The organism is Nocardia sp. NPDC052566, assembly GCF_044547285.1.
Classification (GTDB): Bacteria; Actinomycetota; Actinomycetes; order Mycobacteriales; family Mycobacteriaceae; genus Nocardia.
Window position 1 is genome coordinate 59,387 of the sequence record NZ_JBIUAF010000001.1, and the last position, 21,278, is coordinate 80,664.

20 protein-coding genes are annotated in these 21,278 nt (G+C 68.4%); 15 read left to right on the forward strand and 5 right to left on the reverse strand.

All coding sequences use genetic code 11. The annotated features are described in order from the left end of the window. The first annotated feature begins 236 nt into the window (after positions 1-236). The 3 genes from ACIG5A_RS00255 to ACIG5A_RS00265 all read left to right on the forward strand — a co-directional run bounded on the left by ACIG5A_RS00255 (position 237) and on the right by ACIG5A_RS00265 (position 3,115). Positions 237-1,784: an RsmB/NOP family class I SAM-dependent RNA methyltransferase gene (locus tag ACIG5A_RS00255; RefSeq protein WP_397238739.1), complete on the forward strand. Its 1,548-nt coding sequence runs from the start codon at positions 237-239 to the stop codon at positions 1,782-1,784. A 318-nt stretch (positions 1,785-2,102) separates the two neighbouring features. Continuing rightward, on the forward strand, positions 2,103-2,522 hold the full coding sequence (locus ACIG5A_RS00260) for a hypothetical protein (protein ID WP_397236020.1): 420 nt from the start codon (positions 2,103-2,105) through the stop codon (positions 2,520-2,522). Between the two features lie 245 nt (positions 2,523-2,767). Beyond that, positions 2,768-3,115 (forward strand): MmcQ/YjbR family DNA-binding protein, encoded by a 348-nt coding sequence (locus ACIG5A_RS00265; RefSeq protein ID WP_397236022.1) that lies wholly within the window; start codon positions 2,768-2,770, stop codon positions 3,113-3,115. Between the two features lie 2 nt (positions 3,116-3,117). Here ACIG5A_RS00265 and ACIG5A_RS00270 read toward each other — a convergent pair whose 3' ends face one another. Both ACIG5A_RS00270 and ACIG5A_RS00275 read right to left on the reverse strand, forming a co-directional pair. Further along, positions 3,118-3,909 carry an RNA polymerase sigma factor SigF gene (locus ACIG5A_RS00270; protein ID WP_397238741.1) on the reverse strand — a complete coding sequence of 264 codons (792 nt, stop codon included), beginning with the start codon at positions 3,907-3,909 and terminating at the stop codon, positions 3,118-3,120. A gap of 134 nt (positions 3,910-4,043) precedes the next feature. Next, positions 4,044-4,466 (reverse strand): anti-sigma factor, encoded by a 423-nt coding sequence (locus ACIG5A_RS00275; RefSeq protein ID WP_397236024.1) that lies wholly within the window; start codon positions 4,464-4,466, stop codon positions 4,044-4,046. 234 nt (positions 4,467-4,700) lie between these two features. On the opposite strand from ACIG5A_RS00275, the gene rpe reads away from it, so the two are divergent. Further along, positions 4,701-5,357 (forward strand): ribulose-phosphate 3-epimerase, encoded by a 657-nt coding sequence (rpe, locus tag ACIG5A_RS00280; RefSeq protein WP_397238743.1) that lies wholly within the window; start codon positions 4,701-4,703, stop codon positions 5,355-5,357. Positions 5,358-5,363: 6 nt separating this feature from the next. On the opposite strand, the gene ACIG5A_RS00285 is transcribed toward rpe, so the two are convergent. After that, positions 5,364-5,840 carry a hypothetical protein gene (locus ACIG5A_RS00285; RefSeq protein ID WP_397236026.1) on the reverse strand — a complete coding sequence of 159 codons (477 nt, stop codon included), beginning with the start codon at positions 5,838-5,840 and terminating at the stop codon, positions 5,364-5,366. Between the two features lie 549 nt (positions 5,841-6,389). Here ACIG5A_RS00285 and ACIG5A_RS00290 point away from each other — a divergent pair. The 5 genes from ACIG5A_RS00290 to ACIG5A_RS00310 all read left to right on the forward strand — a co-directional run bounded on the left by ACIG5A_RS00290 (position 6,390) and on the right by ACIG5A_RS00310 (position 10,699). Beyond that, positions 6,390-7,019: a riboflavin synthase gene (locus ACIG5A_RS00290; protein WP_397236028.1), complete on the forward strand. Its 630-nt coding sequence runs from the start codon at positions 6,390-6,392 to the stop codon at positions 7,017-7,019. Between the two features lie 323 nt (positions 7,020-7,342). Next, positions 7,343-8,587, forward strand: coding sequence for a bifunctional 3,4-dihydroxy-2-butanone-4-phosphate synthase/GTP cyclohydrolase II (locus ACIG5A_RS00295; protein ID WP_397236030.1), 1,245 nt, complete (start codon positions 7,343-7,345; stop codon positions 8,585-8,587). A gap of 72 nt (positions 8,588-8,659) precedes the next feature. After that, a complete protein-coding gene (gene ribH / locus ACIG5A_RS00300; RefSeq protein WP_397236032.1) occupies positions 8,660-9,139 on the forward strand; it encodes a 6,7-dimethyl-8-ribityllumazine synthase in 480 nt (159 codons plus the stop codon). 4 nt (positions 9,140-9,143) lie between these two features. Beyond that, the gene (locus tag ACIG5A_RS00305) at positions 9,144-9,635 is read left to right on the forward strand and encodes a PH domain-containing protein (protein WP_397236034.1); all 492 of its coding nucleotides are present in this window, start codon (positions 9,144-9,146) and stop codon (positions 9,633-9,635) included. Positions 9,636-9,745: 110 nt separating this feature from the next. Then, positions 9,746-10,699 carry a UbiA family prenyltransferase gene (locus ACIG5A_RS00310; RefSeq protein ID WP_397236036.1) on the forward strand — a complete coding sequence of 318 codons (954 nt, stop codon included), beginning with the start codon at positions 9,746-9,748 and terminating at the stop codon, positions 10,697-10,699. Between the two features lie 21 nt (positions 10,700-10,720). Here ACIG5A_RS00310 and ACIG5A_RS00315 read toward each other — a convergent pair whose 3' ends face one another. Further along, positions 10,721-12,670, reverse strand: a complete 1,950-nt coding sequence (locus ACIG5A_RS00315) for a gamma-glutamyltransferase family protein (protein WP_397236038.1) — start codon at positions 12,668-12,670, stop codon at positions 10,721-10,723. Between the two features lie 151 nt (positions 12,671-12,821). Between ACIG5A_RS00315 and ACIG5A_RS00320 the strand changes: the two genes are divergently transcribed. Then, entirely contained in the window at positions 12,822-14,033 is a 1,212-nt protein-coding gene (locus tag ACIG5A_RS00320) for a hypothetical protein (RefSeq protein WP_397236040.1), read from the forward strand. A gap of 111 nt (positions 14,034-14,144) precedes the next feature. Beyond that, positions 14,145-14,834: an HAD family hydrolase gene (locus tag ACIG5A_RS00325; protein WP_397236042.1), complete on the forward strand. Its 690-nt coding sequence runs from the start codon at positions 14,145-14,147 to the stop codon at positions 14,832-14,834. Between the two features lies 1 nt (position 14,835). On the opposite strand, the gene ACIG5A_RS00330 is transcribed toward ACIG5A_RS00325, so the two are convergent. Beyond that, positions 14,836-15,540 carry a hypothetical protein gene (locus ACIG5A_RS00330; RefSeq protein ID WP_397236044.1) on the reverse strand — a complete coding sequence of 235 codons (705 nt, stop codon included), beginning with the start codon at positions 15,538-15,540 and terminating at the stop codon, positions 14,836-14,838. A gap of 302 nt (positions 15,541-15,842) precedes the next feature. Here ACIG5A_RS00330 and uvrC point away from each other — a divergent pair, with 302 nt between their 5' ends. The 4 genes from uvrC (at position 15,843) to whiA (ending at position 20,960) form a co-directional block, all read left to right on the forward strand. After that, positions 15,843-17,867, forward strand: a complete 2,025-nt coding sequence (uvrC, locus tag ACIG5A_RS00335) for an excinuclease ABC subunit UvrC (RefSeq protein WP_397236046.1) — start codon at positions 15,843-15,845, stop codon at positions 17,865-17,867. Between the two features lie 116 nt (positions 17,868-17,983). Next, complete coding sequence (gene rapZ, locus ACIG5A_RS00340; protein ID WP_397236048.1) at positions 17,984-18,943, forward strand: RNase adapter RapZ; 960 nt, start codon at positions 17,984-17,986, stop codon at positions 18,941-18,943. Next, entirely contained in the window at positions 18,940-19,986 is a 1,047-nt protein-coding gene (yvcK, locus tag ACIG5A_RS00345; protein WP_397236050.1) for a uridine diphosphate-N-acetylglucosamine-binding protein YvcK, read from the forward strand. The genes rapZ and yvcK overlap by 4 nt, the downstream gene beginning before the upstream one ends. After that, entirely contained in the window at positions 19,983-20,960 is a 978-nt protein-coding gene (gene whiA / locus ACIG5A_RS00350) for a DNA-binding protein WhiA (RefSeq protein ID WP_397238745.1), read from the forward strand. Before yvcK ends, whiA begins: the two co-directional genes overlap by 4 nt. The last annotated feature ends 318 nt before the right edge of the window (positions 20,961-21,278 follow it).

Here is a 21,278-nt window from a genome sequence, read left to right on the forward strand (position 1 = left end):
GCTTCCGGCGAAATCCGGAGCAGCGGAGCGACTCTCGCGATCGCTCCTCGGTCACGGGTGCTGGACGGCCTCGCGATGGTCGCGCCGAAGCCGGCTCGACGGACGCTCCGCGCGGCGGTGGCTTCCGGCGAAGCTCGGAGCAGCAGAGCGACTCTCGCGATCGGGGTGCCGTTGCCCGCAGCGGAAGCGCCGAGCGGACCGCTGGGGCGCTTCGGAACGGCGACGGCCGCCCGTCGATAGGACGGTCGCGCAACGCTGGGGCGGGCGGTGGCTCGTCACGGGGCGACGGCAACGACGCGAATCGTCGTGGCGACCGGCCTGCGTCGGATACGCGCGGATCGGCGAAGGGAAGTGGGCGGTCGCAGGGCGGCGGCTCGTCATCGTCCGAGCGCGGTGCAGCCAAGGCGCGTGGTGGGGCGAAAGACGCTGGGCGGCAGCGGGGTTCGGGGCGTGAGCAGGGTGATCCGGTGCGGGTGGTCGCGCGGGATGTGTTGCGGGCGGTGCGCGAGCGGGATGCGTATGCGAATCTCGTGTTGCCGGGGCTGCTTCGGGAGCGGAAGATTTCGGGGCGGGATGCGGCGTTGGCGACCGAGCTCGCTTATGGGGCGTGCCGGACGCAGGGGTTGCTCGACGCGGTGATCGCGGCGGGGGCGGGGCGGCCGGTCGGTGAGATCGACGGGCCGCTGCTGGATGTGCTGCGGCTCGGGGTGTATCAGCTGTTGCGCACGCGGATCGGGGCGCATGCGGCGGTGGATACCTCGGTCGCGCTGGCGCGGGCCGAATTCGGTGCGGGCAAGGCCGGTTTCGTGAACGCGGTGCTGCGCAGGGCGGGGGAGAAGACGGTCGAGCAGTGGGTGGCCGAGCTCGCGCCGAAGGATCCGGTGGGGCGGCTTGCCTTCGAGTTCGCGCATCCGACGTGGATCGCGCAGGCGTTCGCCGATGCGCTCGGCGCCCGCGCCGGTGAACTGCGTGACGTGCTCGCCGCCGATGACGCGCGGCCCGTCGTGCACCTGGTCGCCCGCCCCGGCGAGATCAGCGCGTCGGAGCTGGCGCTGGTCACCGGCGGTGAAGAGGGCCGCTGGTCGCCGTACGCGGTGTACCTGGACGGCGGCGATCCGGGCAAGCTCGAGCCGGTCCGCGAGGGCATGGCGGCCGTGCAGGACGAGGGCAGCCAGCTGGTCGCGCTCGCCCTCACCCGCGCACCGCTGGACGGCCCGGACGGCGGCCGCTGGCTCGACCTCTGCGCGGGCCCCGGCGGCAAGGCGGCCCTGCTCGGCGCGCTCGCCGCGATCGACGGCTTCCGCGTCGACGCCGTGGAACCGGCACAGCACCGTGCCGAACTGGTCCGCAAGGCGACCCACGACCTTCCGGTCGACGTGCACGTCACCGACGGCCGCGCCAGCGGCCTGACCCCCGGCTACGACCGCATCCTGGTCGACGCGCCGTGCACCGGGCTCGGCGCACTACGCCGCAGGCCCGAAGCGCGCTGGCGCCGTACGCCCGCCGATGTCGGCGATCTGGTCACCTTGCAGCGCGAATTGCTCTCCGCCGCATGGGATCTGCTGCGTCCGGGTGGCGTCCTGCTGTACTCCACCTGCTCACCGCACCTCTCGGAGACGGTTGCCGTGGTCGCCGACGCGGTCCGCCGCACCGGCGCCGTGCAACTCGACACCCGCGACTACCTTCCCGGCGTGACCGATGTCGGCGACGGCCCCTCGGCCCAACTCTGGCCGCACCGCCACGGCACCGACGCGATGTTCATGGCGGCGCTGCGTAAACCCTGACGGCGCGTAAACCCTGACGCCGCGTAAACCCTGACGCCGCGTAAACCCTGACGCCGCGTAAGGCTCGCGCCATACAGGTTGGGCGCCGCGGAGGTCCAGTGCTGGTGCCTGGATCCGGCGCCCATGGCGGCGGGCCGCGACCCTGCGGCCCGCAGGGCATTCCGCGCACCGTGATCCGAGTGGATCCTCCAGAAAACCTCGACGGCGGGAATCCATAGCGCCGCAGGAGCTTCGACATCGCGGACGCCCTGCACGCCTGGCGTGAATTCGGGCCGGAACGACGAGACCTGTGACCAGGTCGTCGGTACGGTGGATCTGGTGAACGACGTTGTTCCGGAACCCGAGTGGTGCATTATCGCGAATCTGTTGCCGTACCCGTATCACCCGGGCCCGAAGGAACATCTGCGTAGCCACAAGATATTTCCGGCAGGGGCGAAGCTGCATGTGATCGGTGGCTTCGCCGGAATGGGCTATGAGACAGTCACGGTCGTCGGTATCAGTCACCGTGGCCGGGTCGTCATGGCGCACATCATGGCCAGGCATCTCGGCGGTTGGCGCGCCGCCCTGATCTATCGGCCGTTGATCCTGCGCGCGATCCAGCGGGCGGCGCAGGATCACCCGGTCACCGGGCACCGCTGGAATCACCGGCGGGAGTTCGCCTTCGACGCGGCGGACTACGCCGAACATCTCAAGGCGATCGCCGACGGCTTCCAGCAGCACCTGCACGGACGGCCGTAACCTAGGGCTATCGCATGGGATTGCAGGTGGTAGCCCCGTGGAAGTACCCGCACGTGGCCCCGTAGTGGCAGCGCCTGCGCTGTTCTGGCGGCGAGCCGGGCGTTATCTAGGTGAGACGCAATGTTTCAGATACTTGGATCGGGTCGGCGTATGGCAATTGATCAGCTATCAATTAGGGGGCAAGTCGGACTATTCGCGTTCCATTTGTCCAAGCGTTGGGTGTGCTGGTGGCCCACACTGGGGTCATGGCGATGACTTGGACGGATGTGGTGGCGATGGCTACGGAGTTGCCCGAGGTCGAGGAGTCGACCTGGTGGCGGAGTCCGGCGCTGAAGGTGAGCGGCAAAGGGCTGGCGCGGCTACGGGATGAGGCGGAGGGCGGGCTCGTGCTGATGTGCGAGCTCGCGGAGAAGGAGGCGTTGCTGGCTTCGGGCGACCCGACGTTCTATACGACCCCGCACTACGACGGGCACGGCTCCATCCTGATCGACCTCGAACGGATCGAGCCCGCGCAGCTGCGCGAGATGCTCGATGCCGCCTGGTGGCTGATCGCGCCGCCCAAGATTCGCAAAGAACGCATGCGGCAGACCTGATCTCACTCCCGGCTCGACTGCTCCCGCAGGCGGGCAAGGGTTTTGGACAGGATGCGCGAGACGTGCATCTGCGAGATCCCCATCTGAGTGGCGATCTGGGTCTGCGTCATCGATTCGAAGAAGCGCATGGTGAGGATGCGCCGTTCGCGTTCGGGCAGTCCGGCGAGCAGCGGTCGGATGGCGACGTATTCCTCCACCCGGTCGAACTGGGATTCCTCCTCGCCGAGCGTATCCAGCAGCGACGCGTCGGTATCGCGGCCGACGGACGCCGCATCGATGGAGGTCGGCTGGTAGGCGTTGCCCGCGATGACGGCCTGGGTCACCTCGTCGGGATCCACATCCAGTTCGGCGGCAATCTCTTTCGCGGTCGGCGAGCGGCCCAGCGATTGTGACAGCGAGTCGATGGCCGCGCCGATGCGCAGATGGGTTTCCTTCACTCGCCGCGGCACCCGCATCGCCCAGGTGTTGTCGCGGAAGTACCGCCGCACCTCGCCCATGATGGTCGGCACCGCGAAAGACAGGAAGTTCGAGCCGCGTTCGACATCGAACCGGTCCACCGCGTGCACCAGCCCGACCCGCGCCACCTGCGTCAGATCGTCGAACGGCTCACCACGCCCGCTGAATTTGCGGGCGATATGGTCGGCGAGCGGGATGCAGCGGTTGATCAGCTCGGCGCGGATCGCGGCATGCCGTGCCGTCCCGGACTTGGCCGCGGCGAGCTGAGCGAACAGCGCACCGAGGTCGTCGTAGCCGACAGAGCCCGCCGCTTCGAGCTTTTCGGCCTCCTCGACCACCTCGTCGACGGCCTCGTCGGAGGTCTCCTCGATGGCGTCGTCGTTGTTGTCGGCGTCGTCGTTGTTGTCGGCGTCACTGCCTTTCGCGGCGTCGAGATCCTTCGCGGCGTCGAACACGGTGTCCTCGTCCGCCACTACGCCTTCCCCCGGACCCGCCGGAATTCCACCGTCGTCGGGTAGCCGGAGGCGGCGGCGTCGTAGGCGCCCTGCGTCGCCTCCACCGCGTCGGTCAGTGTGCGCAGTACGTGCCAGCCGAAACTGCGCTGGTCGGGCAGGCCTTCGGTGCCCGCGAGGCCGTCGACCCGGACGCGCAGTTCCTTCTCGCCCACGGTGAACCGGCACTGCAGGAAGCTGTCGGGTGCGGCGACCGCGATGAGCGTGGAGCACACCTCGTCCACGGCCAGTCTGATATCGGCGACCTCGTCCAGCGTGAAATCGCTGAGTAGCACGAGGGTTTCGGCGAGTCCGCGCACGATGGGCAGCTGCGTGACCGCCGCGGCCACCCTGATCTCCACTGGGGTGCTGTACAGCCCCTCTTCCGCCGATATGTTGATCACTCTATGCAGGCTACCCACTCTCGCCGGTCGCAACCCTGTGTTTGACGTGCGGCGTGTGCTGTGCCCTGCGTGGTTACGCTGCGCTGCCGCCTCCGGGCCCTGAGCACACGCCGCGGGTTTGACGTGCGGCGTGTGCTGTGCCCTGCGTGGTTACGCTGCTGCGTTCACGCCGCAGGGGTACGGATAGACTGCCGCCTTGTGTCGACCCCGAGTTTCGCGCGCCCGGCCGCGCCGATGATCGCCCCGTCCATCCTGTCCGCCGATTTCGCGCATCTGGCGCGTGAGGCAGCGGCCGTCGAAGGCGCGGACTGGTTGCACGTCGATGTGATGGACGCGCACTTCGTGCCGAATCTCACGCTCGGACTTCCGGTCGTGGAGAGCCTGCTGAAGGCGACCGACATCCCGCTGGACTGCCATCTGATGATCGAAGACCCGGCGCGCTGGGCGCCGCCGTACGCCGAGGCCGGCGCGTACAACGTGACCTTCCACGCCGAGGCGACCGACGATCCGATCGCGGTGGCCCGCGATATCCGCGCGGCGGGCGCGAAGGCCGGGCTGTCGGTGAAGCCGAACACCCCGATCGAGCCGTACCTGGAGATCCTGCGCGAATTCGACACGCTGCTGGTGATGAGTGTGGAACCCGGCTTCGGTGGCCAGTCCTTCATTTCCCACGTGCTGGACAAGGCGCGCACGGTGCGCCGCCTGGTCGACGCGGGCGAGCTACGCCTGGTGGTGGAGATCGATGGCGGCATCAACGCCGACACCATCGAGGCGGCCGCGGAGGCGGGGATCGACTGCTTCGTTGCCGGATCCGCCGTCTACAACACGGCCGATCCCGGGATCACCGTGCAGCGGCTGCGGCAGCAGGCCGCCGCGGCCGGTTCGTTCTGAATCTCGTTACCTGGCGCGGACTTTCGTGGTTCCGAGGGTCCGCGTCGTCTCGACCACCGCGGTGAGCGCGGGCAGCGCGGTCCGCGACGCGGTTTCCGGGGCTTGGATCCAGGTGCGGTAGCCGGTGCGCTCGTCGTCCGGTGACGGGAGTACGACCTGGCTTCCGGTGCAGGCGACGGTCGCGTAGAGCCGGAACAATTCGGCGGAGACGGCCGCGCTGAGAGTATCGGGGCGGGCGGGGCCGGTGATGAAGGTCCAGCGCCGCGCTCTCGGATGATGGACGACGGGGCCGGCGATGCCGTCCTGCGCCAGTTGTTCTTGCACGCGTTCACCGAGGTCGGCGGGCATGGTGATGGCGCCGTAGTGGGTGCCTATCTGGAGCAGGATCCGGCGTGAGGTGGGGTCTATCGACGCGGGCATATGAAATTCACGGCGATATTGCACGCAGCGAACCTCCAGCGTCGAATCGAGAAGAGTTGTCACGCCGCACCCCCAACTGTGTCGAACTTGAATTGACCCACTGTGCTGTGTCTGGCTTCCTCGAGTGGTGGACTTCCTGGGTCGAACTCCGTGGGGCGCAGATGGCCCCGAGGTGAACCGCTCCGCACTGAACTGCTCGGGTAGAAGTTGAACGGTAGGAATCAGCGACATAACAATATTGCTTCCATTTTGGTCTATGCGCAAGTTCGAGGTATAAGCGTGTTTCGACCTGGCATGACCTGGGCAATCACTCTACGAGCAGCCGGTTTAATTCGGCCGAACGGTTTCGAAAATACCACTGAACAATTGTGGTCGACCGGTGAACGCCGAAATTTCCGCATGCCGGTATGAAATTCCCCCCTGTAAAAATAATGGGCGCTTGTTCAAGCGTCTCTTTCCGGCCTGCCGGTCGGCTTGGGTTCGCCGACCGGAACCGTCGTGCCGGCTACGACCGGCTGTCGTTACGCTTGGGGTACCGGGAATAGCCGTGCTCGTCCCGGCTGTTCCGCTAGCGGAAGACCCGCACGACAACGACGCGACAGGGAGTCACGCATGTTCACAGGCATCGTCGAGGAGCTTGGCGAGATCGTCGCCACCGAGCAGCTGGCCGACGCCGCCCGCTTGACGATCAAGGGCAAGCTGGTGACTTCCGATGCCGGACACGGTGATTCGATCGCCGTCAACGGCGTGTGCCTCACCGTGGTCGATGTGGTGGACGGCGACAAGTTCACCGTCGACGTGATCGCCGAGACGCTGAACCGGTCGAGCATCGGCGGCCTGGACGCGGGCGCCAAGGTCAACCTGGAGCGCGCCGCCGCGCTGAACAGCCGCCTCGGCGGACACCTGGTGCAGGGCCACGTCGACGGCACCGGCACCGTGCTCTCCCGCACCCCCTCGGAGAACTGGGACGTGGTGCGCATCTCGCTGCCCGACGCGATCGCGCGCTATGTAGTGGAGAAGGGGTCGATCACCGTCGACGGCATCTCGCTGACCGTCTCCGGACTCGGCATCGCCGACGCACCGGCCGCCGACGGCAACCGCGACTGGTTCGAGGTCTCGCTCATCCCGACCACGCTGTCGCTGACCAACCTCGGTTTCGCCACCGTCGGCACCACCGTGAACCTCGAGGTCGATGTCATCGCGAAGTACGTCGAGCGTCTCCAAGCACGCGGGGCTGTATAGATGGCACCGCCTTCGGCGGCGCGTGTTGGCGGCCCCCTGTGTCTCGCATCCGAGCGGCCGAGACTCGCGCCTTCGGCGCATGCGTTGGCTAGCGCCTTCGGCGTAGTGCCTGGCGTGGTTGAGCCTGTCGGACGCTGGCTGGCCGGTGACCCGCGGTCGAAAGACTCGCTCCGTGCGGGGTTGGGTTCGGCTGTATCTGATCGGCGGCACGAATGGCGCTCATGCGACTCGCTGCGTTGCGGGCGTGCGGGCGGCGTCGATTCAGTTTCAGTGGGGTCGTCTACTGTAGAACCGCAACTATTTCGAGATGGAGTACAACGGACGTGACCAGGTTCGACACCATCGAGCGCGCAGTCGCCGATATCGCCGCCGGTAAGGCGGTCGTCGTCGTCGACGACGAGGACCGCGAGAACGAGGGAGACCTCATCTTCGCGGCGGAGAAGGCGACCCCCGAGCTGGTGGCCTTCATGATTCGCTACACGTCGGGCTATATCTGCGTGCCGCTCACCGGTGAGGACTGCGACCGCCTCGGCCTGCCGCCGATGTACGCGATGAACCAGGACAAGCACGGCACCGCCTACACCGTCTCGGTCGACGCCCGCGAGGGCATCACCACCGGCATCTCCGGCGCCGACCGGGCCACCACCATGCGCCTGCTCGCCGATCCGAACGCGAAGGCCGACGACCTGACCCGCCCCGGACATGTGGTGCCGTTGCGCGCCAAGGAGGGTGGCGTGCTGCGCAGGCCCGGTCACACCGAGGCCGCGGTCGACCTATCCAGGATGGCCGGGCTGGCACCGGCCGGTGTCATCTGCGAGATCGTCAGCCAGAAGGACGAGGGCCACATGGCCCGCACCGAGGAACTGCGGGTCTTCGCCGACGAGCACGATCTGGCGCTGATCTCCATTGCCGACATGATCGCCTGGCGGCGCAAGCACGAGAAGCAGGTGGTGCGTGTCGCCGAGGCGCGAATCCCCACCGCGCACGGTGAATTCATGGCCGTCGGCTACCAGAGCATCTACGACGAGGTCGAGCACGTCGCGCTGGTGCGCGGCGATATCGGCGACGGTGAGGACGTGCTGGTGCGCGTGCACTCGGAATGCCTCACCGGTGACGTCTTCGGTTCGCTGCGCTGCGACTGCGGCCCGCAGCTGGACGCCGCGCTGGAGATGGTGGCCACCGAGGGCCGCGGCGTCGTGCTGTACATGCGCGGGCACGAGGGCCGCGGCATCGGCCTGATGCACAAGCTGCAGGCCTACCAGCTGCAGGACAACGGGCACGACACCGTCGACGCGAACCTGGAGCTCGGACTGCCCGCGGATGCCCGCGATTACGGCACCGGCGCCCAGATCCTGGTCGATCTCGGCATCCGCTCGATGCGGCTGCTGACCAACAACCCGGCCAAGCGGGTCGGCCTCGACGGCTACGGCCTGCGGATCACCGAGCGGGTGCCGATGCCCCTGCGCGCCAACGCCGAAAACCTGCGCTACCTGCGCACCAAGCGAGATCGCATGGGCCACGACCTGATCGGGCTCGACGACCTCGACCTGGGCGAAACCGCGCAGTGACCGTGAACCCCCCATACAACACCAGGGGGCCGCGAACACGCCGCGCCGCAGGCGCGGCAAGAAAGGATACCGATGAGCGGCACCGGCGTACCCAGTTTCGCGCTGGCGGATGCCAAGGACCTCAAGCTCGGCATCGTCGCCTCGCGCTGGCACACGGAGATCTGTGACACGCTGGTGGCGAATGCGGAGCGGGTGGCCAAGGAGGCCGGCGTCGAGCACGTGACGGTGGTCCGCTGCGCCGGGGCGATGGAGCTGCCCGTTGTCGCGCAGCAGCTGGCCCGCACCCATGACGCCGTCGTCGCGCTCGGTGTGGTGATCCGCGGCGGCACACCGCATTTCGAGTACGTGTGCGATGCGGTGACCGCCGGTCTCACCCGGGTGTCGCTCGACGAGGAAACGCCGGTCACCAACGGTGTGCTCACCACCGATACCGAGGCGCAGGCGCTCGACCGGGCCGGGCTGCCCGGTTCGGCGGAGGACAAGGGCGAACAGGCCTGCGCGGCCGCGCTCGACGCCGCGCTGACGCTGCGCGCCCTGCGACAGTCCGCCTGACGTCATGCCGGTCGTGCGCATGTGGCGAAGGACCCCCGCCGAGCAGCCGGCCGGGGATGACTGGGATCTGGAGATCCGGCCGCATCGGGCGGTGCTCGTCGCCAGGATCGTCGCGGTGCTGTTGTTCGCGGGTTTCACCGCGGGCGGTATCTGGCTGCGCCACGGCTCGACCGGCGTGAACTTCCGCTTCGCCGATCAGCTGGCCATGATCGGCATCGGCATGCTCGGCGCCGCCGCGGTGCTGCTGCTGACCCGGCCGCGGGTCCGCGTCGGTGCGCGCGGCGTTTCGGTGCGGAACATCCTCGGTGACAACCAGTTCGCCTGGGCGGACATCAGAGGTGTCGCCTTTCCGGACCGGAAGTCTTGGGCCAGGCTGGAATTGGCGGACGACGACTACGTCCCGCTGCTCGCCATCCGCTCGAACGACGGCGAGCGCGCGGCGCGCGCCCTCGACCGGTTCCGCGAACTCGGCGCGAAATACACCGCTGGCAATTAGATTTCACTCCGGCGTGGGCCGGATTTCGACGAATGAGCCATCGGAAGCGGTCTCGCCGACGAATTCCTGAGGTGCGCGAAGAACTCCTCCGATTCCATGGCGGTCCCCACATGACCACGATCCGTCCCTTTGTCGACATCGCGATGCGCCGGGTCGTGGGTGCCACGGCGGCCGATCGGGTGGACAGCATGCTCGGCTCGATCCGGCTCAGCACCCGGATCTGGTTCGACGTCCTAGCCCCGCTGACCATGTTCTGCGTCTTGTTCACCCACTGGGTGGCGCTATGGAAGGTGCTGACCGGTGGTCTGGTGATTCTCGCGCTACACATCGGCGCGACGTTCGTCAACGACGCGATGGACACCGATGTGGATGCGGCGAGTTCCGAGAAGTCGCGCGCCACAAGGGCACTGGTGACCGGTCGCGGCCGGGCCACCGATTTCATCGTGATCGGGGCGGGTCTGAGTGCCGTCGGGGTCGGGCTGGCATTCGCGCTGTCACCGCTCGTCGGCGTGCTCGTCGTCGGCGTGGTCGCGGTGACGACCGCGTACAACACCCCGCCACTACGGTTGTCCGGTCGCCCGGTGTGGGCGCAGCTCATGTGGTTCGCGATCTGGCTGCTGATGTTCGGACTGATCGGCAGCGTCGTCGACACCGAGAAGTGGGCGCGGGCTTGGCCCTTCGGAGTATTCGTCGCGGTGTTCATGGGTATCGGCGAGGGCATCGCACAGGATGTCCGCGATGCCGACAACGACGGGGCAGGCGGCAGGCGCACCACCCCGGTCGTCTTCGGCGTCGCCAGGTCATGCCGCGTGGCGACCGCCGCGCAGGCCATAGCGATCGGCCCGTGGCTGCTGTTCTGCGGGCGCTACCCGATGCCGAGCGCCGTCATCGCGCTCGGCACTTCGGTGCTCGTGGTGTGGGTCGTCGTGATGGTGCGGCTGACCCGCCGGCTCGCCCTCGGCTTCGACAAGGCGGCCGCCAAATGGACGCACGTCGGTTCGATCGTGGTGTTCGGCGTGCTGAACCTGCTCACCCTCGCCGGAATACTGCTCCCGCGAGGGTGATTCGGCGGGTGTCGCCGAGGATCAGCGGGTGTCGCCGAGTACGAGGCCCTCGCGACGTGGATCGGCGCCGCCGACCCAGCCCTCGGTGCCGTCGCGGTGCAGCGCGCTCAAGCCGCTGGACTGCGGGTCCACCGACACCTGATGCCCCAGTTCGCGCAGGCGCAGCACCAGCGGATCGTGATCACCCTTGTCGGTGGCGTTGATGGCCGGATGTTCACCGCCGACGCCGGTGGCCGGGGTATTGCCCGCGCCGAAGGACACCGCGGAGACCGCCTGCTGCGGGTCCAGGCCCCAATCCAGCATGTTCACCAGGGTTTTGACGACGAACTGGATGATCACCGAACCGCCGGGGGAGCCGGTGACATCTTTGAGCTGCCCGCGCGAGCCGTCGGCGCCGCGTTCGAAGACCAGGGTCGGGCTCATCGAGCTGCGCGGGCGCTTACCCGGCTGCAGCCGGTTGGCCACCGGGACGCCGTCCGCGCCGACCGGATCGGCGGAGAAGTCGGTGAGCTGGTTGTTCAGCACGAAGCCGTCGACGAGGTGGAAGGAGCCGAACGCCGATTCCACCGTGGTGGTCATGGCGGCCGCGTTGCCGTACTTATCGATCACCGAGATATGGCTGGTGCCGTGCTCCGGCGGCTGCGGGCCGACGCCGAGCGGCACCGGGCCGAAGTCACCGGCCTGTGCGGTGCCCATGCTGCGGCCGGGATTGATCAGGCTCGCCCGCTGCTTCAGGTACTCCTTGTTCAGCAGGGTCTGCGGCGAATTGCCAGGCAGCGGAATGAAATCGGTATCGGCGACGTACTTGTTGCGGTCGGCGTAGGCGAGCCGTTCGGCCTCGGCGATCAGGTGCACGGCATCGGCCTTCGGCCTGCCGCCGTTCCGGTCGATATTCTCCGGCCGGTAAGTGGCCAGGTCGAAGTTCTCCAGGATGCCGAGGGTCGCCGCGACGGTGATGCCACCGGACGACGGCGCAGGCATGCTGCAGATTTCGCTGGTGCGGTATCCGGTGCACAGCGCGGTGCGCTTCTTGGCCTGATAGTTCGCGAGATCGGCGGTGGTGAGCAGGCTCGGGGTGCGGCCACCGGAGGCGGAGGTGGCGGCGTCGACCAGATCGCGGGCGATGGCGCCGGTGTAGAAGGCGTTCGCGCCTTCGGTCGCGATGGCGCTCAACGTCTTCGACATCGCCGGGTTGGCCAGCACGGTGCCCGGCGTCTTGGCGGTGCCGTCCGGGTTGAGGAAGTAGGCCTTCGCCGATTCGTCCATCCCGAGATCCTTGGCGGATTCGGCGATCTGGCTCGCCAGCCTGGCGCTGATCGGGAAGCCGCGATCGGCCAATCCGATGGCGGGATCGAACAATTCGCGCCAGCCGGTCTTGCCGTGATCACGGTGCGCCATCTCCAGCATCCGCAAAACCCCTGGGACGCCGATGGATCGGCCGCTGGCCCGCGCGTTCGGCAGCGGTGCGGTGCGGTCGGTGTCGCTGACCCAGCGCAGATAGTTCTCGGTGGCGGCCGCCGGCGCGACCTCGCGCCCGTCGTAGGCCTCGACGCTCTTGGTGTTCGCGTCGTAGTACAGCAGGAAGGCGCCGCCGCCGATACCCGAGGACTGTGGCTCGACCAGGCCGAGCACCGCCTGCGCGGCGATCAGCGCGTCGGCCGCGGTGCCGCCGTTGCGCAGCACCTCGCAGGCCGCCGAGGTGGAGACCGGATTGGCCGTCGACACCGCGTAGGTCTTCGTCCGCACGGCCGTCATGCCCGAGCGGTAGCCGGTCGCGATCTCCGGATTGGTGCTGATGTCCTTGGTCGGACCGCCCGGCGTGCCGGACGGCGTCGCGACAACCGGCGTGCCGTTCGGTGTGCTCGTGCAGGCCTCTGCCTGCTTGTTCTCGGACGAGCAGCTGGTCAGCGTGCCCGTGGCGAGCAACACCACCGCCGCGGCGCCGATCCAGGTTCCCAACGTGCGACTCATGCTGGGACTGTAGCCCGCATCACCGGCACCCGCGCATTTTTCCCGCCACGCCGGGGCAAAACCGCACTGCCGCATGCCTTCTGCGATGGGCCGCGCGAACGGCCCCGGTCCGGTACCGTGAATACACCTGCGACAGACGGGGGCGGGGGTCATGAAGCGGACGTCACGAACACTGTTGATGGCCGTCGTTCTCACCGGGCTGCTGGCCGGTTGCGGCGGGGTTCGCGGCACGCCGACGGCGAGCGAGCTCGATGTCCGCAAATTCGATGTCGGCAGCTATCCCGTCGACCGCTATCACTACAAACAGAGCGCGGGGGACAAGAGCGCGCTGCTCGAGGGCATGCGGATGTCCGAGGCGGTGGTGCCGACGGTCCGCATCGACCCGTCGCTGGTCGTCGGGCGCGGCAGCCGCGTGCTCGTCGATCCGAAGGACGCGGTGGCGACCGGCGCGCTGTCCAATACCGCCGAGCCGATCCTGCGCAACCGCGGCATGCTGGTCGGCTACGCGATCAGCGGCGCCGACAAGCCCGATCCGCCCGGTAAGGACACGCCTGGTCCGGACGCCACCGCGCTCACCCTGCGGGTGCTGCGGTTCCCGTCCGACTCCGTTGCGAAACTGGCCGCCCGCGAGATCAACGACGCGGATTTCGACGTCGCCTCGGGACAGAACCGCAGGCTCAGCCTCGCCCAGTACCCGGACGCCTTCGTGCACTGGCGGCCCGGTGTGGCCAACGTCGGCATGTTCATGGCGTACCGGGAATTCGTGCTCATCGCGTTCGTCGCGCGCCCGCGCGCCGAGGAGAAGGATCTGACCGATTGGGCGCGCAAGGTGCTCGACGCGCAGATCCCGATGCTCGACCGCTTCCAGCCGACGCCGGCGGACAAGATCGATCAGCTGCGCATCGATCCGGACAACCTGCTCGCCCGCGTCGTCACCGACAAGCGCGACGACGGCAGGGCGCCGGATCTGGACAAGTTCGCCGTCTACGGCCCGACGTCGCTGATCCACCTGGCCAAGGACGAGACCGTGCGCGACAAGCTGGTCACCGATACCGGCGTCGACGCCGTCGCGGTGCTCGACGGCAACTCCGTCATCAGGGTGCGGGATTCGAAGGCGGGCGAGGCGCTGGTCAGCGGGCTCATCACCACCAACAGCCCGTACTACTTCCCGGTCAACGGGCCGCCGAACGTGCCGGACGTGAAATGCCTGCACCTGGACAAGCGCGGCAATCAAGAACGCGATTACCTCAACCGCTGCTACGTGGTCTACAAACGCTATGTGGGACTGGTGAACAGCGACGACGACACCGATATCCGCTACAAGGTGGCCGCGCAGTACGCGCTGTTCGCGAACAGCCTCTGAACCGGCACACCGGGTCGGGCGTAACTCCGCCTTCGCTCCGGCCATGCACAGGTCTGAGGACGGCTACGCCGACGGCGTTCATCAGGCGGCGCCGTCGGTAGGCTGGCCCGGGTGACGATCGAAGCGGTGTTGTTCGACTACTCCGGCACGCTGTTCCGCTTGGAGGATGCCCAATTCTGGGGTGAGGAGCTGCATACGGCCGACGGGCGCGTGCTCGACATGCACGAGCAGGCCGAGATCATGCGCCGGATGACGGCGCCGGTCGAGCAGGCGATGCGCTTCGACGAGCGCGGCCAACACGCCTGGGACAACCGGGATCTGGACCCGGAGCTGCATCGCTACATCCTGCTCGAGGTGCTGCGCCAGTCCGGTGTGCCGACCGAGGATCAGGCGGAGCGGCTGTACCAGCGGCTCATCGATCCGCTGGCCTGGACACCATACCCCGACACCGTCGCGGTGCTGAACTCGCTTGCCGCACAGGGTATCCCGACGGCCGTGGTGAGCAATATCCCGTTCGACATCCGGCCCGCGTTCACCGCGCTCGGCCTGGACGCCGCGCTCGGCGCGTTCGCGCTCTCCTTCGAAGTCGGTGCGATCAAACCGGATCCGCGCATCTTCCGCGCCGCGCTGGACAAGCTCGGCGTCGAGCCCGGCGCCGCGCTGATGGTCGGCGACAGCGCCGAGGCCGACGGCGGCGCCGCCGCGCTCGGCTGCCGTTTCGCACTGGTCGAGGCGCTACCGACGGCCGAGCGCGCCGACGCGCTGCTCGACGTGCTCCGGCAGTACGGGCTCGCCGAATAGGTCAGTACGCCTCGGTTTCCGGGCGCGGCCGGTTGAACCACGCGCCCGCTGAACCCTGCGCGAGCAGGACGACGATCGTGATGCCCATGATGAGTCCGAGCAGGCCGGGCGGGCTGGTCGGATTCAGGCCGAACAGCGCGAGGAAGCTGCCGAGGACGATCGAGGAGATCCGGGTGCCCCGGTGGGCGTAGCCGAACGAGAACGCGAGAATGCCGAGCACCAGTGCCGGGCTGAAGCCGAAGACGAGCGCGCCGAGCAGCTCGAATTTGCCGAGCGCGCCCGCGACCGTGCCGAGCAGGATGCCGAGCCCGGCCATCAGGAACGAGATGATCTGGGCGGCGCGCACCGTGCCCGGCATCCGAAGGGGCACAGGGGGATACGGGGCCGTCTGATAGCCGTGCGGCGGGTACGGCGCGGGCGCGTGGCCGTACTGCGGGGGATAGTGGCCGTTGGGTGGGGGATACGACGGGTAGCCGTTGGGCGGCGCGGCGAACGGCTGCCGGCCGGGCTGCGGCGCGAACGTACCGGTCGGGGGTGGCTGTGGGACGTAGTCGGTGGGCTGCTGCGCGGCAGGTGGCTGGGGGATGTAATCGGTGGAGGGCTGCGCGCCGGCGGGTGGCTGCGGGATGTACTCGGTGGGCTGCGGCGCGGTGGCTTCGGCGGTCGGCGGAACGCGGTCGGCTTGCGGTAGTTCGGCGTCCGGCATGATCGTCCTTTCCTCGGTTCGGGGTCGGTGGAACACGGTCGACTCGGTCACCAAAAGACGAGCGTTCCCCCCTCGGGATCTCCGATGATCATGCCCGCCTGTTCGCCGCTCGGCGCGACCGGCCCGCGCGCGCATGCCTGCGGAACAACGTTGTCGGACCGCGTGGATAGGCGGCTGCCTCCGGCTTCGCTCCGGCCCGGCGCGAGGCGGACTCCGTCCGCCGCGCCCGCCTGTCCGGCTTCGCTCCGGCCCGGCGCAGGCTGCGGACCGACTGTGTCGGACAGCGTCTATAGGCTTATCCGGTGGCAGATCCAGCGACGTACCGGCCGAAGCCGGGCACGATCCCCGTCGAACCCGGTGTGTACAAATTCCGGGACGCGCATCGGCAGGTCATCTACGTCGGGAAGGCCAAGAGCCTGCGCAGCAGGCTGAACTCGTACTTCGCCGACGTGGCCGGGCTGCACCCGCGGACGAGGCAGATGGTCACCACCGCGGCGAGCGTCGAATGGACGGTCGTCTCCACCGAGGTGGAGGCGCTGCAGCTGGAATACAACTGGATCAAGGAATTCGATCCACGGTTCAATGTCCGCTACCGCGACGACAAGTCGTACCCGGTGCTCGCGGTGACCTTGAACGAGGAGTACCCGCGGCTGTTCGTCTACCGCGGCGCGCGCAAGAAGGGCGTGCGGTACTTCGGCCCGTACGCGCACGCGTGGGCGATCAGGGAGACGCTCGATCTGCTGCTGCGGGTGTTCCCGGCGCGCACCTGCTCCAACGGAGTTTTCAAGCGGCACAGCCAGATCGGGCGCCCGTGCCTGCTCGGCTACATCGACAAGTGCTCCGCGCCGTGCATCGGCAGGGTGGACGCCGCCGAGCACCGTCGCATCGTCGAGGACTTCTGCGACTTCCTGGCCGGGCGCACCGACCGCATGGTGCGCGAGCTGGAGCGGCGCATGCACGACGCCGCCGAGGACCTCGATTTCGAGAACGCGGCCCGGCTGCGCGACGACATCCAGGCGCTGCGCCGGGCGCTGGAGAAGCAGGCGGTGGTGCTCGGCACCGGCACCGACGCGGACGTGATCGCCTTCGCCACCGACGAATTGGAGGTGGCGGTGCAGATCTTCCACGTCCGCGACGGCCGGGTGCGCGGCCAGCGCGGCTGGGTGGTGGACAAGTCGGGCGATGCGATCGATACACCGGAGTCGGGCAGCGAGATGGCCGCGTTGGTCGAGCAGTTCCTCACCCAGTTCTACGGCGAGCAGGTGGCCATGGCCGAACAGGGCGAGCAGGAGCAGCCCGCGGCGGTGGTGCCGCGCGAGGTGCTCGTGCCCGAGCTGCCCGCCGACCAGGAGCAGGTTCAGCAGTGGCTGTCGGCGCTGCGCGGTTCGGCGGTGCAGCTGCGGGTGCCGCAGCGCGGCGACAAGAAGGCACTCGCGGAGACCGTGCAGCGCAACGCGCAGGAGGCGCTTGCCCAGCACAAGCTCAAGCGCGCGGGCGACCTGACCTCCAGATCGGCGGCGCTGCAAGAGATTCAGGACGCGCTGGAGCTGGACACCGCACCGCTGCGGATCGAATGCGTCGATATCAGTCACGTACAGGGCACCGACGTCGTGGCCTCGCTGGTGGTGTTCGAGGACGGCCTGGCCCGCAAATCCGAGTACCGGCACTACGGGATCAAGGAGGCCGCGGGCGACGGTCGCTCCGACGACGTGGGCAGCATCGCCGAGGTGACCAGGCGGCGGTTCCTGAAGCTGCGCAAGGATCGCGACGCGATGGAGGCCGCCGATCTGGCGGAGATCGAGGCCGAAGCGTCCGAGAATGCCGATGGCACAGCCGAACTCACCTCGCGGCCCGGTATCGACCCGCGCACCGGCCGTCCGCGCAAGTTCGCCTATCCGCCGAACCTGTACGTCGTCGACGGTGGCGCGCCGCAGGTGGCGGCGGCCGCGGAGGTGCTCGACGAGCTCGGCATCACCGATGTCGCGGTGATCGGCCTGGCCAAGCGGCTCGAGGAGGTGTGGGTGCCTGGCGAGGCCGATCCGGTGATCATGCCGCGCAACAGCGAGGCGCTGTATCTGCTGCAGCGGGTCCGGGACGAGGCGCACCGTTTCGCCATCACCTTCCACCGCAGCAAACGCTCCCGCCGGATGACCGCCTCGGCGCTGGACGCGGTGCCCGGCCTCGGCGCGGCGCGCCGGACCGCGCTGGTTACCCATTTCGGATCGGTGGCCAAGCTCAAGGAGGCGACGGTGGAGCAGATCACCGAGGTCCCTGGCATCGGAGTGGCAACGGCAAAGGCAGTACTGGCGGCGCTACAGCAGGAATAGGGCCGCGCATCCACGCACCTCATGTTTCGGTTTCGCGTACGTTGTGTGTCTGCGCCCGATACCGGAACCGGTGCGGGATGATCGAGAGGCACCTAGACACTCGGATCCGGTAGGACATGACACGCGTCGAATCGAACAACACAGCGGGCAGTCCGCGACCCGGGACGGGTCGGGGCGGCCTGGCGAAGGGTGCCTCGGTGGAGGCGGTCATCGTGACCGGCCTGTCCGGGGCGGGCCGCGGGACCGCCGCGCGGGTGCTGGAGGATCTGGGCTGGTACGTCACCGACAACCTGCCACCCGAGCTGATCGGCCGAATGGTGGAGCTCGGCGCGTCGGCCGAGCCGCCGATCCACCGCCTCGCCCTGGTGATGGACGTGCGCAGCCGGTTCTTCACCGGTGATCTGTCCGTCGTCACCGAGCAGCTGCGCGCCCTCGGCGTGCCGACCAGGGTGCTGTTCCTCGAGGCCTCCGACGATGTGCTGATCCGGCGCTTCGGGTTCGCCCGCCGCCGTCACCCGTTGCAGAGCGAGAGCGCGGACGGCACACTGTCTGCCGGTATCGCCGCCGAACGGGTGCGCCTTTCCGCCGTGAAGGCGGCCGCCGACCTGGTCATCGATACCACCGAACTATCCATCCACCAGCTCCATCGCAAGCTCGAGGAGGCATACGGCGGCGGCGCCGCGACTACCCTGCAGCTGACCGTGCAATCGTTCGGGTTCAAGTACGGGGTACCGCTGGACGCCGACATGGTGTTGGATGTGCGTTTTCTACCTAATCCACATTGGATTCCGGAACTGCGGGAACACACGGGGCAGGAGACCGTGGTCAGCGAGTACGTGTTGTCCCGCCCCGGCGCGGACGATTATCTGCGTACCTGCCACCACCTGGTCGACCTGACCATGAACGGGTACCGCCAAGAGGGGAAGCGATACATGACGGTGGCAGTGGGCTGCACCGGAGGCAAGCACCGCAGCGTGGCGATCGCCGAGGCGCTGGGTGAACTGATCGGCGCGGACATCGGTGCGGGTGTGGCCGATGTGGTGCGCGTGGTCCATCGGGATCTGGGGCGCGAATGACGGGCTGGGAGGCCAATCCCGCCATCGTCGCGCTGGGTGGCGGGCACGGCCTGTACGCGACCCTGACCGCGATCCGGCGGCTGACCAGGAAGATCGTCGCGGTCGTCACGGTCGCCGACGACGGCGGCTCGTCGGGCAGATTGCGCAGTGAACTCGGTGTGCTACCCCCGGGTGATCTGCGGATGGCGCTGGCCGCGCTGGCCGCCGACGCCGATGGTGTGTGGACCAAGACCGTGCAGCACCGCTTCGGCGGCACCGGTGCGCTGGCGGGACATTCGGTCGGCAACCTGATCCTGGCCGGGCTCGCGGAGGTGCTCGGCGATCCGGTCGCCGCGCTCGACGAGGTCGCCAAGATGTTGCGGATTACCGGACGCGTGCTCCCGATGTCGCCCATCGCGCTCGATATCGAGGCGGATGTCTCTGGGCTGGAAGCGGATCCGCGGGTGAGCCGCTGCATTCGCGGGCAGGTTGCCGTCGCGACAACCCCCGGAAAGGTGCGTCGAGTCCGCTTGATTCCGTCCGATCCGCCCGCCGGACCGGAGGCCACCTCGGCCATCGAGCACGCGGATGTCGTTGTGCTCGGCCCTGGTTCGTGGTTCACCAGCGTGATTCCGCACGTGCTCGTCCCCGAGCTGCGCGACGCGCTGGTGTATACCAGGGCGCGAAAAATTCTGGTCCTCAATCTCGCCGCGGAACCGGGCGAAACGGCGGGCTTCTCCGCAGAGCGTCACCTGCATGTATTGTCCCAGCACGCACCGGAATTCGCGGTGGACGAGGTACTGGTCGATTCCGGATCCGTACCGGAGGGTCGCGAAAGAGAACATGTGGCGAGAGCTGCCGAACAGTTGCGGGCGCGAGTAACCTTCTCCGATGTCGCCGAAGCGGGGACGGACCGGCATCATCCCGGAAAACTTGCCGCCGCACTGGATCAACTGATCCGGCAACCTCGGCCACACATGGCAGGGCTTCGAGTCGAGGGACGGCACATGGGACAGGATGTGCGTTCCGGGTTGGGTGGAAAGGAGCGCGTCTCGTGGCGATGACAGCCGATGTGAAAGACGAGTTGAGCAGGCTCACCGTGTCGCAGGTCAGTTCCAGGAAGGCGGAACTGTCGGCACTGCTGCGGTTCGCGGGCGGCCTGCACATCGTCGGCGGCCGGGTGATCGTCGAGGCCGAGGTCGACATGGGCTCCATCGCGCGCCGGTTGCGACGGGAGATCTTCGAGCTATACGGCTACGGCTCCGATGTGCACGTGCTCGGGGCGGGTGGTCTGCGCAAGACCTCGCGCTACGTGGTGCGTGTATCGAAGGAGGGCGAGGCGCTGGCCCGGCAGACCGGGCTGCTCGACGTGCGCGGTCGCCCGGTGCGCGGGCTACCGGCCCAGGTCGTCGGCGGCAGTATCGCCGATGCCGAAGCCGCCTGGCGTGGCGCGTTTCTCGCGCACGGCTCGCTCACCGAACCGGGTCGCTCCTCGGCGCTGGAGGTGAGTTGCCCCGGCCCGGAGGCGGCGCTGGCGCTGGTCGGTGCGGCTCGGCGGCTCGGTATCACCGCCAAGGCACGAGAGGTGCGCGGCACCGATCGGGTCGTGGTGCGTGACGGCGAGGCCATCGGCGCGCTGCTGACCAGGATGGGTGCCCACGACACCCGGCTCACCTGGGAGGACCGCAGGATGCGCCGCGAGGTGCGCGCCACCGCGAACCGCCTGGCGAATTTCGACGACGCCAACCTGCGCCGCTCGGCGCGGGCCGCCGTCGCCGCGGCCGCCAGGGTGGAACGCGCGCTGGAGATCCTCGGCGACGACGTGCCCGACCATCTCGCCGCGGCGGGCAAACTGCGCGTCCAGCACCGCCAGGCGTCGCTGGAGGAGCTCGGCCAGCTGGCCGATCCGCCGATGACGAAAGACGCTGTGGCGGGCCGGATCCGGCGGCTGCTCTCGATGGCGGATCGGCGCGCCAAGGAACTGGGCATTCCGGACACCGAATCGGCGGTCACCGCCGAACTGCTCGACGAGGCCTGACCTTGGTCCCGGCGCTCCGTGGGCGCCGGGACCATCGGCCGCGCACCCTGTGATTTCCCCGCACGCCGATTCGCCTGCGATGCCGGGTGCGGAAGTCGCAGGGTGCGCGGCCGTCCGGCGGGCATGTGGTGCGTGTCACTTCGGACGGCGTGTGGGGCGCGCTGTCCGGAATCGTCCGGTCTCGTTCGTCGATGGCGCTTGTGTGCCACTGCATTTCCTCCCCTTGACGGGAGAATTCAGGGGGTCGGGCGCGCCTGCGGCGATAGTCGTCCCGGCTCGGTCGGCTGCTTGAAAGATCCTGTCGTGCAGGGAGTTTCG